General features: G+C 67.6%; 16 protein-coding genes and 1 tRNA gene. 11 read left to right on the forward strand and 6 right to left on the reverse strand.

What is annotated here, in order from left to right; all coding sequences use genetic code 11:
• Positions 1 to 64: 64 nt before the first annotated feature.
• The gene (locus AB5J62_RS43860; RefSeq protein WP_370945960.1) at positions 65 to 1,171 is read right to left on the reverse strand and encodes a hypothetical protein; all 1,107 of its coding nucleotides are present in this window, start codon (positions 1,169 to 1,171) and stop codon (positions 65 to 67) included.
• Between the two features lie 257 nt (positions 1,172 to 1,428).
• Between AB5J62_RS43860 and AB5J62_RS43865 the strand changes: the two genes are divergently transcribed.
• Complete coding sequence (locus tag AB5J62_RS43865) at positions 1,429 to 1,623, forward strand: hypothetical protein (protein ID WP_370945961.1); 195 nt, start codon at positions 1,429 to 1,431, stop codon at positions 1,621 to 1,623.
• Between the two features lie 121 nt (positions 1,624 to 1,744).
• Here the strand turns inward: AB5J62_RS43865 and AB5J62_RS43870 are convergent, their stop codons facing one another.
• Positions 1,745 to 2,098 (reverse strand): hypothetical protein, encoded by a 354-nt coding sequence (locus tag AB5J62_RS43870; RefSeq protein ID WP_370945962.1) that lies wholly within the window; start codon positions 2,096 to 2,098, stop codon positions 1,745 to 1,747.
• Between the two features lie 3 nt (positions 2,099 to 2,101).
• Positions 2,102 to 2,560, reverse strand: a complete 459-nt coding sequence (locus tag AB5J62_RS43875) for a DUF6247 family protein (protein WP_370945963.1) — start codon at positions 2,558 to 2,560, stop codon at positions 2,102 to 2,104.
• Positions 2,561 to 2,721: 161 nt separating this feature from the next.
• Between AB5J62_RS43875 and AB5J62_RS43880 the strand changes: the two genes are divergently transcribed.
• The 7 genes from AB5J62_RS43880 to AB5J62_RS43910 all read left to right on the forward strand — a co-directional run bounded on the left by AB5J62_RS43880 (position 2,722) and on the right by AB5J62_RS43910 (position 8,277).
• Complete coding sequence (locus tag AB5J62_RS43880; RefSeq protein WP_370945964.1) at positions 2,722 to 4,224, forward strand: LVIVD repeat-containing protein; 1,503 nt, start codon at positions 2,722 to 2,724, stop codon at positions 4,222 to 4,224.
• A gap of 59 nt (positions 4,225 to 4,283) precedes the next feature.
• Positions 4,284 to 4,622, forward strand: coding sequence for a DUF2750 domain-containing protein (locus AB5J62_RS43885; RefSeq protein WP_370945965.1), 339 nt, complete (start codon positions 4,284 to 4,286; stop codon positions 4,620 to 4,622).
• 235 nt (positions 4,623 to 4,857) lie between these two features.
• Positions 4,858 to 6,372 carry a serine/threonine-protein kinase gene (locus tag AB5J62_RS43890; protein WP_370945966.1) on the forward strand — a complete coding sequence of 505 codons (1,515 nt, stop codon included), beginning with the start codon at positions 4,858 to 4,860 and terminating at the stop codon, positions 6,370 to 6,372.
• Between the two features lie 40 nt (positions 6,373 to 6,412).
• Complete coding sequence (locus AB5J62_RS43895) at positions 6,413 to 6,817, forward strand: hypothetical protein (protein WP_370945967.1); 405 nt, start codon at positions 6,413 to 6,415, stop codon at positions 6,815 to 6,817.
• Positions 6,818 to 6,954: 137 nt separating this feature from the next.
• Entirely contained in the window at positions 6,955 to 7,512 is a 558-nt protein-coding gene (locus AB5J62_RS43900) for a DUF2716 domain-containing protein (RefSeq protein ID WP_370945968.1), read from the forward strand.
• Between the two features lies 1 nt (position 7,513).
• Complete coding sequence (locus tag AB5J62_RS43905) at positions 7,514 to 7,924, forward strand: Imm7 family immunity protein (RefSeq protein WP_370945969.1); 411 nt, start codon at positions 7,514 to 7,516, stop codon at positions 7,922 to 7,924.
• A gap of 59 nt (positions 7,925 to 7,983) precedes the next feature.
• On the forward strand, positions 7,984 to 8,277 hold the full coding sequence (locus tag AB5J62_RS43910) for a YiaA/YiaB family inner membrane protein (protein WP_370945970.1): 294 nt from the start codon (positions 7,984 to 7,986) through the stop codon (positions 8,275 to 8,277).
• On the opposite strand, the gene AB5J62_RS43915 is transcribed toward AB5J62_RS43910, so the two are convergent.
• The 3 genes from AB5J62_RS43915 to AB5J62_RS43925 form a co-directional block, all read right to left on the reverse strand.
• On the reverse strand, positions 8,274 to 9,017 hold the full coding sequence (locus tag AB5J62_RS43915; RefSeq protein ID WP_370945971.1) for an alkaline phosphatase family protein: 744 nt from the start codon (positions 9,015 to 9,017) through the stop codon (positions 8,274 to 8,276). The two genes, AB5J62_RS43910 and AB5J62_RS43915, sit on opposite strands and share 4 nt — an antisense overlap.
• Positions 9,018 to 9,163: 146 nt before the next feature.
• Positions 9,164 to 9,619 (reverse strand): alkaline phosphatase family protein, encoded by a 456-nt coding sequence (locus AB5J62_RS43920; protein WP_370945972.1) that lies wholly within the window; start codon positions 9,617 to 9,619, stop codon positions 9,164 to 9,166.
• A 245-nt stretch (positions 9,620 to 9,864) separates the two neighbouring features.
• A tRNA-Gly gene (locus AB5J62_RS43925) sits at positions 9,865 to 9,937 on the reverse strand.
• Between the two features lie 185 nt (positions 9,938 to 10,122).
• On the opposite strand from AB5J62_RS43925, the gene AB5J62_RS43930 reads away from it, so the two are divergent.
• The 3 genes from AB5J62_RS43930 (at position 10,123) to AB5J62_RS43940 (ending at position 13,009) form a co-directional block, all read left to right on the forward strand.
• A complete protein-coding gene (locus AB5J62_RS43930; protein WP_370945973.1) occupies positions 10,123 to 11,595 on the forward strand; it encodes a sigma-70 family RNA polymerase sigma factor in 1,473 nt (490 codons plus the stop codon).
• A 104-nt stretch (positions 11,596 to 11,699) separates the two neighbouring features.
• Positions 11,700 to 12,140: a DUF983 domain-containing protein gene (locus tag AB5J62_RS43935; protein WP_091288969.1), complete on the forward strand. Its 441-nt coding sequence runs from the start codon at positions 11,700 to 11,702 to the stop codon at positions 12,138 to 12,140.
• A 17-nt stretch (positions 12,141 to 12,157) separates the two neighbouring features.
• Positions 12,158 to 13,009, forward strand: coding sequence for an Fpg/Nei family DNA glycosylase (locus tag AB5J62_RS43940; RefSeq protein WP_370945974.1), 852 nt, complete (start codon positions 12,158 to 12,160; stop codon positions 13,007 to 13,009).
• The last annotated feature ends 53 nt before the right edge of the window (positions 13,010 to 13,062 follow it).

The raw sequence follows: 13,062 nt of genomic DNA on the forward strand, positions 1-13,062 counted from the left end.
CGGTGACGTGAGCATTGTGCACGTCCGCGCCATGGCGCGCAGGCGCGGGTCCAATCGTGACCTGCTACTTCCCCGGCAGTGTTTTCTGGATCTCCGCCACCGTCTTGGCCAGCCGCTGGTTGAGCGCCGCGGCGTTCCCGCCGAGGTCCTGCGAGACCCACGCCGTCACCGCGAGATCCCCGGAAACGTACCCGGTCCCGCTCATCTGGCCGTTGGGGTTCTTCCCGGTCAGCGCGGACAAGGCGCCCACCTTCTGCTCCTTGAACCCGCTGCTGAGCGAGTTGTCACGCAGGTATTTGAGTATCGCGGCCGCGTCCGCCGGATTCTTCGCCGGAATGACCAGAATCAAGTACCCGTTCGAACCATCGGCCGAGCCGCGGAAGACCACATCGGTCACCCCTTTGGTCCCGAAGAACTCGGCGGCTTCCTTCGAGTAATGCCCGAGCTCGGCGCCCTTCGCGACGGACATGATCGAGTTGTCCTTGTCGGGCGTGCCGGGCAGCACGGGCAGCTTGTCCTCGAGCGTCGGCTCCTTGACGGCGTTACCCGGAGCGCTGCTGCTCGGAGCCGCCGGCGCCGGACTCGGCACGGGCGGCGGCGCGGCGGTGTCCGTGTCCTTGCCGCTGTCGAACCACCACACCCCGCCCACGATCAACGCGAGCACCAGCAGCACCCCGACCGCGAGAAAAGCCCAAACCGGCTTACGCCTGTTCCTGACCGGCGCGGGCCGGAACCCCTCATCGACAGGTGGCGGAGGCGGAGCCGCGTGCCGCGGCGCCGCGATCGGCGGAATCGGCTGCACGGCCGCGTGCACGATGGTCGGCTGGTCGAACGGGTTCGGATACGCGATCGTCTCGGTCGGCCGCTGATCGGCCGGACTCGGCGCGGTCGTCCGCCGCCCATTGGTCAGCGCCTCGTGCAACGGCTTCGGCGGCATGGACGGTTCAGCCCTCGGCGGCGCCGGAGCAACATGTCCAGGGTTCGCGCTCTGCCACCCCTGCTGCTGCCGCCCACCAGCGGGCCGCCGCAACGGCGAAGCGACCGGCGAGGCCGAGCCCCCACCCGAGGCGCCCGCGAGCAGCTCATCCCGAAGCTTCCGGTGCTGATCATGACTGAGCTTGCCGGCGGCCAGCTCGGCATCCAGCCGTCGCAGCTCTTCCTGCCAGCTCATGGACCAACCCCCTGCCCTCGTGGGGCCACAGTGTTACACGGCGCTTCCACCACGCGACGCGGTCGGTTCCGCAGCGTGCGCCAGCAGTATGTCGTGATCCGGTCCCCGGCGACACGGTCCTTTTCCCGCCCCGTCCACTCGGCCACCCGATCCGCACGAACGGCCCGTGCTGTCAGCAAGCACCATAATGTGGCCTAGGCCCCTGTGATCGGCGATACTTTTCGTGTTGATAGCGTCACAGTGTGAGGGGAGGGGGCATGACTGAAGATGTCGAAGTGGGAAGTCGCGTGATCGTTCCGTTCGGCTTGCACGACCTCGAAGGTGTCGTCGAACGTATCTCGGGGGCCGGGGTGGCTATGCGGGTCACAGTCGGTCTTGAAATCGACGGCACCGACGAGCGGTTTGTCACCACTTACCCTTTGTCGGCGGTTCGGCTGGTTTCAGCCGTCTGACCGTGTCTGACCATGCCGATTGGAATCGGCTTCGAGACCGGCGCATGACTGAGTTCGGAGCGGCTGAAGCCTACGAGAGCACTCGACACACGTTCGACGGTCGCGTAACCATGGCTGTTGATCAGTCCGTGGCTTTCGGATGCGATGCGCACGCCAGTACCAGCCAGACGATGCGCCGATCATGATCGGCGCAGTACCAGATTCGTCCGCCCGCGGTCACTTCGTACTGCCACTGCTCCAACGTCTTGCCCCCGATTTCCCGGACGGCGAACTTTCCCTTGAGCCGGTGCTGCCGGGCGGGATTCTCCGGAGTCGTGGGTCGTTCGGTGAGCACGACCCATGCTTCCCAGGTGTTCGAGCGAGCGGTTTGGCAGAGGTCTTCCCAACCCTTGGCCGCTTCTGAGGTGGCGAACCGTGCTTCCCACTGTCCGGGTTGAGCGGGCGGTGCGACGCGATCACCGCGTTTCGCGGGCATCTGTCACCCGTCCACCGGCGGTGCGACCGAGCCGAAGTCATCACTGAGCGGTTCAGAAAGCTTCCGTGCGAGCTTTGGATCGGCATGGATCGCGGCCGTACTGCGCCACTCCCTCACCGTCTGCTCGAGCACGGACCATTGCCCCAACTCCGCGGACGCCTGAAAGGCCCTGGCGAAGTCGGACACGAACTGCGCGCGTTCCTCTTCCGGGAGCACGTCTACCCAAGGGAACTCGTCGAGCAAAGCCTTCGCCGCGATACCGGCCGGCAGGTGGGCCAGCACGTTCCGGAGCGCCCGTGCCGCGGAAATCGCGCCCTCCGCCGCCGAACTCGCCCGGTCTTCCCTGGTGAGCAGCAGCGCGGCACCATCGCGGCGCCGAACCCGCACGTCGCCATTGTCGGCAAGCGCGGCGACGCTCCTCGGGTCGCGCTGGAGCTCGCTCCACTGCACTTCAGTAGTCACCCCTCAATTCTGAACTTTTTCAGAACTCCCCGCAAGTCTAACCGGATCACCCCGATCACAGTGACACTGGGTGATCGAGTGGAACGCTGGGCAGGAAAAAGGCCGGTTCAACAGACCTTCGTACGTAGTCGGCCGATCAACACCGCTGCCACGCTCTGCTTATGAGAGTTCTCGCTACGTTGACCGCAGGCCTGTTGATGGTGCTCACCGTCAACGGCACCGCCACCGCAGCACAGAGCACTGAGCAGCCCGCTCTTTCCGCGGCCGAGAAGAACGTGAAGCTGCGCAACACCCTGCCCGGCACCGAGCGCGCGATCTCGATCGCGTTCGCCGAGTACGGGCGCAAGGACGTCGCCTTCGTGAGCGGCGAGTTCGGGTTGAAGACCTTCGATGTGACCGATGTCGAGCATCCGAAGTTCCTCGATCATCTGACCAAGCAGGACATGGCGCTGCCGGGTGACGACCCGAGTCAGCGCTTCTGGGAGAACGAAGACGTCAACGTCGACCCGAAGCGGAAGCTGGTCTTCCTGGCCCGCGAGGTCAACTCGTTCGGGCGGAAGCTGCCGGGTGACCGGCCGACCGGGAACTACCTGGTCTCGGCCGCGGATCCGGCGAACCTGGAGCTGCTGAGCTTCCATCGGCAGAACACCGGGCACACCACCACGTGTATCAACGACTGCCAGTACCTGTGGACGGCCGGGCTGGACCGGTCGGACGCGAAGACCGGGCGGATCTTCGTCACCGATATCCGCGATCCGCGCAATCCCAAGGAGTTGCCGGTCTCCGTCGACGTCCGCGGCACGCCGGGGCAGGGGAAGATCACGCATGACGTGCAGGTCGACGCGCTGGGCATCGCCTGGGTCGCCGGTGACGACGGCACGCGTGGGTACTGGACCGACGGCTGGCACAAGGACCCGCTGACCAACAAGGTGCGCTGGGCGACCGCGGCCGACCCGGTCCCGTACGCGGGCGGCGCGGTGCCGAAGATCGACATGCCGACCTCGTTCACGCACAACTCGTTCCGCCCGGTCGGCCGCACGCTGGCCGACGGCCCGAAGCCGTCGGCGGCCAACCCGCCCGGCAGTCTGCTGCTGCACACCGAAGAGGCGTTCGGCTCGTCGACGTGCAAGGACCAGGGCCGCTTCGTGATCTCGTCGCTCAAGGGCACCGAGCACGGCGAAGGCTGGGGCACCACGCCCGCCGAGATGAAGACCGTCGGCGTGTGGAGCCCGGACGACCAGGAAGGCACCATCCCCGGCGACGTCACCTGCTCCGCGCACTATTTCGACGTGCAGAAGCGGATCGTCGCCTATTCCTGGTACGAGCAGGGCACCCGTTTCCTCGACATCTCGAACCCGGCCAAGCCGATCCAGATCGCTTACTGGCGCCCGGAAGCCGCGATCTCTTGGGCGCCTTATTGGCACAAGAACAATGTCTTCATCGCCGACCTCCAGCGCGGCGTGGAGATCGTTTCGCTCACCAAGGGCGCTTACGACGCGCAGGACAGCGGCACGAACGTCCAGCTCGTCTCGACGCCTGGCAAGACGAAGCCCGGAAAGCCCGCGCGGCAACGCCTGCCGCTCGCGCCCGACCCGGACTTCGGCTGGGCCTGCCCGATGCTCGTCGGCCGTGAAGGCGACTGCTCGCCAGGCGCCTGCTGCTGACGAACCGTTGGGAGCCCTCGTTTCGGCGAGGGCTCCCTCGCGTCGGTACGGTCATCGTCGTGAGTCAAAGTGCGGCACACGCCGATGCCTTCTTCCGCGACATCGCGCGTACCGGCGTCGTCTGGCAGGTCCGCGACGACCAGGGATCACCATCTCCGCTGAACGACAGCGGCCTTCGCGTGCTGCCGTATTGGTCCACCCAAGCACGTGCGGCGCGGGCAGCGAAGGTGTGGGGCGGTGGGCTCAAACCCGCGTCACTTCCGTTGGCGCACTGGGTCGAGCGTGAACTCGAGGGCATTGAGAAGGACGGCTTGCTCGTCGGCCTCAACTGGTCTGGTCCGGACATGACCGGCTTCGCGTTGACCGCGGGCGAAGTGCTCGCGCGGTTATCGGGCTGACCGATTTACGAATTGGATACGGGTATTGCCCGAGGATCACTCGATCGTGTGGGCCTGTTCTCGCGAAAGCCGCGATCGGCCGTCCGGCAACGACCGATCGAATTCACTGTACCGGCGCGTATCTACCCGCTGACCAGCGGATTCAGGTCCACTAAGGACCAACGAAAACGCGCTCGGGTCGCTGAATCGCCGCGGATTTCGGCTGCTTAGCCTTACGGCCTCGAAAGGGGCTGGCATGAGACTGGTCGCGGGTAGGTACGCGGTGCTCGGCGAGCTCGGCCGTGGCGGCATGGGTGTCGTCTGGCGGGCCGAGGACCGGGTGCTGGGGCGGCAGGTCGCGCTCAAAGAACTGCAGACGCCGCCTGGCACGACGCCGGCGCAGATCGAGCGGGTGATGCGCGAGGCGCGCACGGCTGGGCGGTTGAACGACCCCGCCGTGGTGACCGTGTACGACGTGGTCGCCGAGCCCAAGGCGACCTACATCGTGATGGAACTGGTCAGCGCGCCCACTCTCGATGACCTGCTCGAACGCGGGGGCGCGCTGCCGAGCAGCAGGGTGAGCGGGCTCGGGCTGAGGATTCTCGGTGCGCTCGAGACGGCGCACGCGGCGGGCATCGTGCATCGGGACGTCAAGCCCAGCAACATCATGGTGTTGCCCGGTGACCGGGTGAAGCTCGCCGATTTCGGGATCGCCCGCGCGATGGACGATCCGGGGCTGACGCAGTCCGGTGGTGTGATGGGCTCGCCCGGTTACATGGCGCCCGAGCTGTTCGCGGGCGCCAGGCCGACGCCCGCTTCGGATCTGTGGTCGCTCGGGGCGACGCTCTATCACGCGGCCGAGGGGCGCGCGCCGTTCGAGCGGGAGACGACCGCCGCCGTCTTGCACGCGATCATGTACGAGACGCCGGTGCTGGAGCATACGACCGGCGCGCTCGCGGCGGTCATCAGGGGATTGCTCGCGCAGGAGCCCGCCGAACGTATCGACGCGCGGCGGGTGCGTGATTTGCTCACCGGAAAGGCCCAGGTTCCCGTCGAGCCGCCGACCGTCTACATCGAACCGGTCAAGGCCGTGGAAACCAAGCCACGCCGAGGGTTCGCGCTCGCCGGTATCGGGGTCGCGGTGGTCGTCGCGCTGGCCGCGGTCTATTTCCTCAGGCCTGACAACGATAAACAGGTCGTCGCGGCGCCGGAGCCGAACACCGAAGCCACGGTCACGCAGACCGCGGTGCCCAGCAAGGCCAAAGCCGACGCCTCGTCAACGGAAGCCGCGGAGTCCACAGAGGACAGTGTGCCGCCGTCGGGTGCGGCGGGGCCCGCCGGTGAGGTGGTGTCGGAGGCGCCGAGTCCGTCGGCTTCCAGTGCCGCGCAGCCGGAACGGAAGCTGGTGCCGTTGACGCGATACCGCGCCGAGCGCGGGCATTCGACGGCCAGCCGCAAAGTGCAGGCGCCGAAGGGATTCACCGCGGACGGTTCGCTCGGCGCCGTGGTGGCCAAGGCCGGGCCCGGCACCGCGAAGCTCTTCGCTTGCAAGGCGAGCAACGATGACGACTGGTTCACCGCCGTCGGCGGTTGCGCGGGCCAGGAGACGCTCGGGCAGCTCGGTTACATTTTCACCACGCCGCCCGCGACGGGCACCGCGCAGCCGCTCTACCGCTGCAACGCGGGCAACGACCATTTCGACTCGCTGAGCGCTGGTTGTGAAGGAAAAGCGCAGGAGACGACGCTCGGGTTCGTGCTGACTTCCGCGTAGGTCCATCCGGGTACTTGCGCGCGTCGCTAACGTGTGCGGGATGAGTTATGACCTCAACTTCGTTCGCAGAGAGCCGGGCCAGTCCTGGGATGAGGCCTTCGAGGAGATGGCGGAGAACGCTTCCTCTGGCCCGCTCTCGGCGAAATGTGCCGCACAGTGGGATCGCATCTTCGCCGAGGCGACCACCTTGCTGGGCAGCCTCGATCAGATCGACGACGGTGATTCGCGTGAGCTCGTCCACGAGCCGACCGGGATCCAGCTGAGCTTCTCCGACGGCGACGTGACCATCACCGTTCCCCACTGGCACCAGGGATCCGCGGCGACCAAGACGAAGGTCGACGTCTACGCGCTGGCCGACATCGTCGAGCGGGAAACCGGCCTGGAGGGCTACGACCCCCAGCTGGACCAGCCACTTTCGGAATCGCGAGCCGTCTCAGCCGGGTAACCGAGTGTGACGGTGGCACCGACCACGAAGATCAGTTTCGCAGCCTTTACAGTGACTGTACGCAGACGCGTAAACGGGCCGTTTCGTGTTCCGCGAAGCTCTCACCCGTCTATCCGGCCGAGTATCAGAGGTCGCTCGTGAATCCAGCCTGGGAACAAGTATCGAGGGTCGTCGACGAACCCGCGTGGTACTGGGTGTACGACAAACTCCGCTTCTGGCCGAGTACTTTTCCGCACGCCTGGCCGGGTTTCGCCGAGCCGTCACCTTCGGTCACGTGGGACCTTTCGGCGAGTGACGCCGACCGCGGTTCCGCGGAGTTCCGGCTGGGGCCGAACTCGATCGAGGCCGACGAGGTCAACCGGATCGCGTTGCACGCGTTGCGCGACTGCGTGAAGCTCGACGAGTGGGTGTGGGTGCTGCACTGGCAGCACCAGTCGTACAAGTTCTATCCGCACCGGATGGGCGAGGGCCAGCAGTGGCCGGTCTCGGCCTTCCCGCAGGGCGACTATCACCTGTTCCTCGCGTCGGACTACCGCTTCGGCACGCTCGGGCACCCGTGGGAGCGCTCGTTGTGCGTCTACGGCAAGGATTTGACGGCCGCGTTCGAGCGGCACGGCAAGGAGAAGTTCGCCAAGGAACTCCGCCGAGACGGGGCCGCTCTCGATAGTGGTCCCACTGCCCGCCTAGGCTCGTGACGTGTACGAATACCACGGCTGGGTGACACTGCAGGCGACCACGTCGGGCGATGACGACCCCTCGCTGCTCGAGCGCATCGTCGAGCGCGTGCACCGCGCGGTCCGCGATTTCGGTGAGCTGGACGTCGTCGATCTGCAGTGGATCAACGGGGTCCCGCAGCTGCACCTCGGCGGGCTGGCCAAGCACGGCGCGACCTTCGGGCCCGATCTGCTCGACCTGTACACCCGCGTCGGCGAGCTCGCGCCGGGTTCCTACGGGCTGCTGCACGTCTGGGACGACCAGGACGAGGACCACGACAACGACTTCCGCGTGCACCGGATGGCGCGCGGCCAGGTCACCGAGGTCGCCGACAAGCACCTCTCCCCGGTCGCGCCGACCGTCATCGACGGGTATCCCGAATTCGACTCGTGACCGGCTTTTGAGTAGCCGTACTCAAGACAGCGCGGTCGCCGTGGCCGAAATTCGAGGACATGACCAAAACCGTGTCCCCGAGTTCCCCCACGACGACCGCGTTCTACGTGCAGGCGGGCCTTTCGTTCGGCCTCGCGCTGATCGCGGTGACCGGCGGCATCGTCTACCTACCGGTCAGCGGCTGGGTTCGCGCCTTCCTCGCGGTCGGCATGCTGTACCTGGTCACCTCGGCGTTCACCCTGGCGAAGGTGACCAGGGACCGCCAGGACGACAGCTCCGTCACCAAGCGCATCGATCAGGCCAGACTCGACAAGCTGCTGGCTGAGCACGACCCGTTCAAGGAGACCGTCTAGCGACGCGGCACGTGCGGCCGCCGTCCCGGCTCCTGCCACGGCGGCTGTTGGTCCGTGCCGGGGAAGACCGGCGACGGCAGGTTCGCCGCCTCGTACTTGGACAGCGTGAGCGGCCCGCTCGTGTCGGGCAGCGTCGGCGGCTTCGCCTTGTGGTCGTCGAAGCGGAACGCCGACGTCAGGTCGCCGAAGGTCCGTCGGCGCCACGCGCTGATGTTCGGCTCGGCGACGCCGGTGACCTTCTCCAGGAACTGCAGCACCGACGTGTGGTCGAAGTTCTGCGAGCACACCCAGCCGCCCGCGGTCCACGGCGAGACGATGATCGCGGGCACCCGGTAGCCGGCGCCGACCGGCAGGCCGTTGCCCTTCGTGCCGCCCGGCGAGGTCTTGGTGACGAACTCGCCTGGCGTGCCCGCGGGCGGCGTCGGCGGGACGACGTGGTCGAACAGCCCGTCGTTCTCGTCGTAGTTGAGGATGAACGCCGTCTTCGCCCACAGGTCGGGGTCGGCCGCGATGGCGTCGATCTTGCTGGCGACGAACGCGGCGCCCTCGGCGGGCGTGTAGTTCGGGTGCTCCGAGGCCGTCGACGTGCAGATGATCCAAGAGACCTTCGGCAGCTTGCCGTTGCGCGCGTCGTACTCGAACTGGCCTTCGGGCCGATGCGTGAGCCCGTTGACCGCGAGCGGCGAATCCGCCGGAGGCAGCGCATAGGGCGCTCCGAGATCACTAGACGAGATGAACACGCCGATGATCCCAGCAGGTACTTGGCTTGAGTGTGCCCGGCTAGGGCGCTTGAAGGCCCTCCGGGCCTGAAAGCTTCATAGGCGCGCTTTTGGCCGAAGGCCCCGTATTCGTGGCGGCAGGGCGCACGCCAGAGGTTGCAGAGAAGTCATGCGCAAGTGCGCCCTGTCGACGCGAATGCGGAGCGCGCTTGGACAGCACAGTCCATTTTGCCGCCGTTCCAGGCGTCGTGCTGGACCTGCCAGGCATGCGACGTCGACGGGATCTTCTGCGCGTTGGTGGCGTGGGTGTCGAGGTGGAACGGCAGCGCGTAGCCCGCCGGGTTCTGCGCGTCCGGCTGGTAGAAGACCGAGCGGCCGTTGGGGAGCTTCGCGGCGTCGGGGTCCGCGAAGCCACGGACGCCAGAGAGCGTGCCGAAGTAGTGGTCGAACGAGCGGTTCTCCTGCATCAGCAGCACGACGTGCTCGATGTCGCGCAGTGAACCGCGGCGCGGCGGGCCCTCGGCGAGCGCGCGCTGGACGTTGGGCGGGAGGAGGGTGGCCGCGGCGGCGGTGGCGGCGCCTGCCGCGGAACCGAGCAGGCGACGTCGAGTCAGTTCGGTCATGCCTGCCACTGTTCGGCGGGCGGGCGCCGGTTGCCAGGTAACGAACAGCGAACTTTGAACGACTAATCCTGCCGAACCGGACAGACCACGCCAACGGCCTAGCCGTACGTGCGTCTGGGTGGTTGATACCGGGTGGCCGGTGACCGTCAGCGATCTTGACGGCCGATTCGAGCGAACGGAGCTGTGACCGATGTGGTCTAGACATTGCTCCGAATGGCCGTACGATGGCCGGAGAAAGAGGAGAGAGCGGATGACGGGATTCGAACCCGCGACCCTCACCTTGGCAAGGTGATGCGCTACCAGCTGCGCTACATCCGCATGCACCCCGTGTGGGCGGTGCGGGAGCTACTCTATACCGGAGGCCGTTGCCGCTTTTACCCACCCCCGGAAACGCTCTGTGGTGTTACACCTGGCGTACAAGAGGTGACGATTGCGGGTTCGCTCCGTATGGTGTCCCCATTCGACCGAATGGTTTGTCCTTCGGGGAGGAGGTGCCTGGCCGGATGACCGAGCAGGGCACTGTGCCGCAGATGGCGGCCTCGGGATCCGACGAGCAGGCACTCCTGCAGCGGCTCCGTGACGGTGAGGACGCTGCCTTCGGGGAGTTGTTCGAGCTGCACGCCGCCGCGGTCAGACGTCTTGCGCGCAGCCTCGCCTCGGACCAGTCCGAGGCCGAGGACATCACCGCCGAAACCTTCTTCCGCGTGCTCCAGGCGCTGCGCAGAGGCGCCGGTCCGCGCGACTACATCCGCGCCTACCTGCTGACCGTCGCGCGCCGCGTGTCCTGGGAATGGCACGGCGCGCGCCGCGACGTCCCCGTCAGCGACGACGAGCTGACCTTCCGGGCGGGCGCCGACGCGGACACCAACGCGCGCACGGCCGAGCACTCCCTGATCACCCGTGCCTTCACGAGCCTGCCGGAGCGCTGGCGGACCGTGCTGTGGCAGACCGAGGTCGAGGGCGAGCAGCCCGCGATGGTCGCGCCGCACTTCGGGCTCAGCGCGAACGCCACGGCCGCGCTCGCCAGGCGGGCCAGGCAAGGACTTCGCGCCGCGTACCTGCAGGCGCACCTCTCGGTCGGGCGCAGCTCCGACGGCTGCCGTGCGGTGGTCGAGAAGCTCGGCGGGTTCACCGCGGGCAGCGTCACCGGCGCCGAAGCGCAGCGGATCAGGGCGCACCTGGTCGGCTGTTCGTCGTGCCGGAACACCCACGACGAGCTGCGCGACGTCTGCTCCTCGCTGCGTGCGAACGCGGGCGCGGTACTGCTGCTGGTGCCGACGGCGGCGTTCACCGCGACCAAGGCGACCGGCGGTGCGCTGGCCGCGGTCAAGAGCCTGCTGATCGGCTCCAAGGTCAAGGTCGGCATGGCGCTGGCGTCCACCGCGGCGGCAGGCGCGTTCGGCATCGCCGTCGGGCCCGCCATGTTCGACTCCGACCAGACACAGGCCATCGGGCTGGAAGGCCACGGCGGCGCCGGGCCCGAGCTGGGCGTCGTCAAACCGGCCGTGGAGGTGCCCGACGCGCCCAAGGTCGAGCCTGCCAGCGATCACCTGAGCGTGCACGGGCCGAACGAGGTCGCCGGTGGTGACCCCGTCGAACCGAGACTCGGCGGCGACGTGCCAGCCGACGTGCCGGAGATCCCGGCGGGCGGCCAGCCCGGCGCGCAGATCCCCGCAGGTCAGGCGTCCGCGCCGCCGAGCGGGACCGCGACCGATCCGAGGTCGGACACCGGCAGCCACGCGCCGGTCGCGGGCGGCACGACGGCTTCGGACACCTCACCGATGCGCTCGGACACGACCACCACCTCGAGCGACAAGACGGCCGTCTCGCCGACGACCACCACCACGACGAAGACGTACAGCAAGTCGTGGTCGTCGTCCTCGCTGCCGACCACCTGGCGGTCCTCGCGGGTGATCAAGGACGACGCGACGGCAGCCGAGGACGAGGCACCCGTCGCAGATCAGCCGTCCGAGTAGCTCGTGCTGGGGATTTACGTGCATCTGGCAGTCGCGCGCCCGGTCATGATCACGGTACGGTTGAGCGTGCTCACCCGGAGCGAGCGTTGTGCGGGAGGACGTGGATGAACCGGCTGGTTCAGGGCGAAGACGGCCGGGACTGGGTGGTCAGGGCCCAGCTCGAGTGGCGGCCACCGGCCACGGCCGACGATTTCGAACACGACGTCGCGGGCAGCTACGGCCCCGGTGTCGCGATGATCTTCGTGACCGTGCTGCTCGCCGTGGTGCTGGTGGTGTGGACGCCGGTCGGCGTGAAGATCCCCGCCTGGGTGATCCTGACGCTGGTGCTGGTGATCCTGTTCTTCCCGCTGCGCTGGATCCTGCGCAGGCCATGGACCGTGGTCGCCGAAACCGAGGGCGACATGGCGGGCGATCACCCCTCCGAGCGCTGGGTCGGCACCATCCGCGGCATGTTCACCGTGCGCGGCGAGGTCACCAAGATCGCGAAGACCATCCGCAAGCACTCGCTGCCGGACTTCGACGGGCCGTTGCATCCGGTCGAGTAGCGAACGAGACTGGGCGTATGCCGGAGCTGCCGGAAGTCGAAGCACTCGCCCACCACCTGCGTGAACACGCCGTCGGCAGGTCCGTGAGCCGGATCGACGTGGCCTCGCTGAGCGTCCTCAAGACGTTCAACCCGTCCCCGATGGACCTACACGGCCGTGAAGTCACCGACGCGACGCGGCACGGCAAACACCTCGATCTCGTGCTCGGTGACCTGCACCTGATCACCCACCTGGCCCGCGCGGGCTGGCTGCGCTGGTCGGATTCGCTGGCACCCGCGCCGCTCAAGCCGGGCAAGGGCCCGATCTCGTTGCGGGTACATCTGGGCGGCCCCGGTTTCGACCTCACCGAGGCCGGCACCAAGAAGGGCCTGGCCGTCTGGATCGTCCGCGATCCCTCGGAAGTGCCGAGCATCGAGCGCCTCGGCCCGGACGCGCTGTCACTCGACCGGGCAAAACTCGCCTCGCTTTTCGCCGGCCGCACCGAGCGCCTCAAGACCGCGCTGACCGATCAGCGCGTGATCGCCGGCATCGGCAACGCCTACTCCGACGAGATCATGCACATGGCCAAGCTTTCGCCCTACGCGACGCCGGGCAAGCTCCCCGACGAGGCGCTGGACCGGCTCGCCGACGCGATCCACGAGATCTTGACCAGCGCGGTCACCCGCTCTGTCGGCCAGTCCGCCGCCCGCCTCAAGGGCGAGAAACGCTCCGGCCTGCGCGTACACGCCCGCACCGGCCTGCCCTGCCCCGTCTGCGGCGACACGGTCCGCGAGATCTCGTTCGCCGACAAGTCCTTCCAGTACTGCCCGACCTGCCAGACCGGCGGCAAACCACTGGCCGACCGCCGCATGTCCCGCCTGCTCAAGTAGCTCGTAAAAGCCCGAAAGTGGCTTTCGTCAGGTCTTATCTGACGAAAGTGGCT

Source organism: Amycolatopsis sp. cg5 (assembly GCF_041346955.1).
GTDB lineage: Bacteria > Actinomycetota > Actinomycetes > Mycobacteriales > Pseudonocardiaceae > Amycolatopsis.

What these genes read in the sequence shown, in the direction of transcription:
- AB5J62_RS43890 (WP_370945966.1), top strand. Translation starts at nt 4,858, where the DNA reads ATGAGACTGGTCGCGGGTAGGTACGCGGTGCTCGGCGAGCTCGGCCGT.
- AB5J62_RS43910 (WP_370945970.1), top strand. Translation starts at nt 7,984, where the DNA reads ATGACCAAAACCGTGTCCCCGAGTTCCCCCACGACGACCGCGTTCTAC.
- AB5J62_RS43870 (WP_370945962.1), bottom strand. Translation starts at nt 2,098, where the DNA reads ATGCCCGCGAAACGCGGTGATCGCGTCGCACCGCCCGCTCAACCCGGA.
- AB5J62_RS43860 (WP_370945960.1), bottom strand. Translation starts at nt 1,171, where the DNA reads ATGAGCTGGCAGGAAGAGCTGCGACGGCTGGATGCCGAGCTGGCCGCC.
- AB5J62_RS43865 (WP_370945961.1), top strand. Translation starts at nt 1,429, where the DNA reads ATGACTGAAGATGTCGAAGTGGGAAGTCGCGTGATCGTTCCGTTCGGC.
- AB5J62_RS43895 (WP_370945967.1), top strand. Translation starts at nt 6,413, where the DNA reads ATGAGTTATGACCTCAACTTCGTTCGCAGAGAGCCGGGCCAGTCCTGG.
- AB5J62_RS43930 (WP_370945973.1), top strand. Translation starts at nt 10,123, where the DNA reads ATGACCGAGCAGGGCACTGTGCCGCAGATGGCGGCCTCGGGATCCGAC.
- AB5J62_RS43920 (WP_370945972.1), bottom strand. Translation starts at nt 9,619, where the DNA reads ATGACCGAACTGACTCGACGTCGCCTGCTCGGTTCCGCGGCAGGCGCC.
- AB5J62_RS43940 (WP_370945974.1), top strand. Translation starts at nt 12,158, where the DNA reads ATGCCGGAGCTGCCGGAAGTCGAAGCACTCGCCCACCACCTGCGTGAA.
- AB5J62_RS43880 (WP_370945964.1), top strand. Translation starts at nt 2,722, where the DNA reads ATGAGAGTTCTCGCTACGTTGACCGCAGGCCTGTTGATGGTGCTCACC.
- AB5J62_RS43935 (WP_091288969.1), top strand. Translation starts at nt 11,700, where the DNA reads ATGAACCGGCTGGTTCAGGGCGAAGACGGCCGGGACTGGGTGGTCAGG.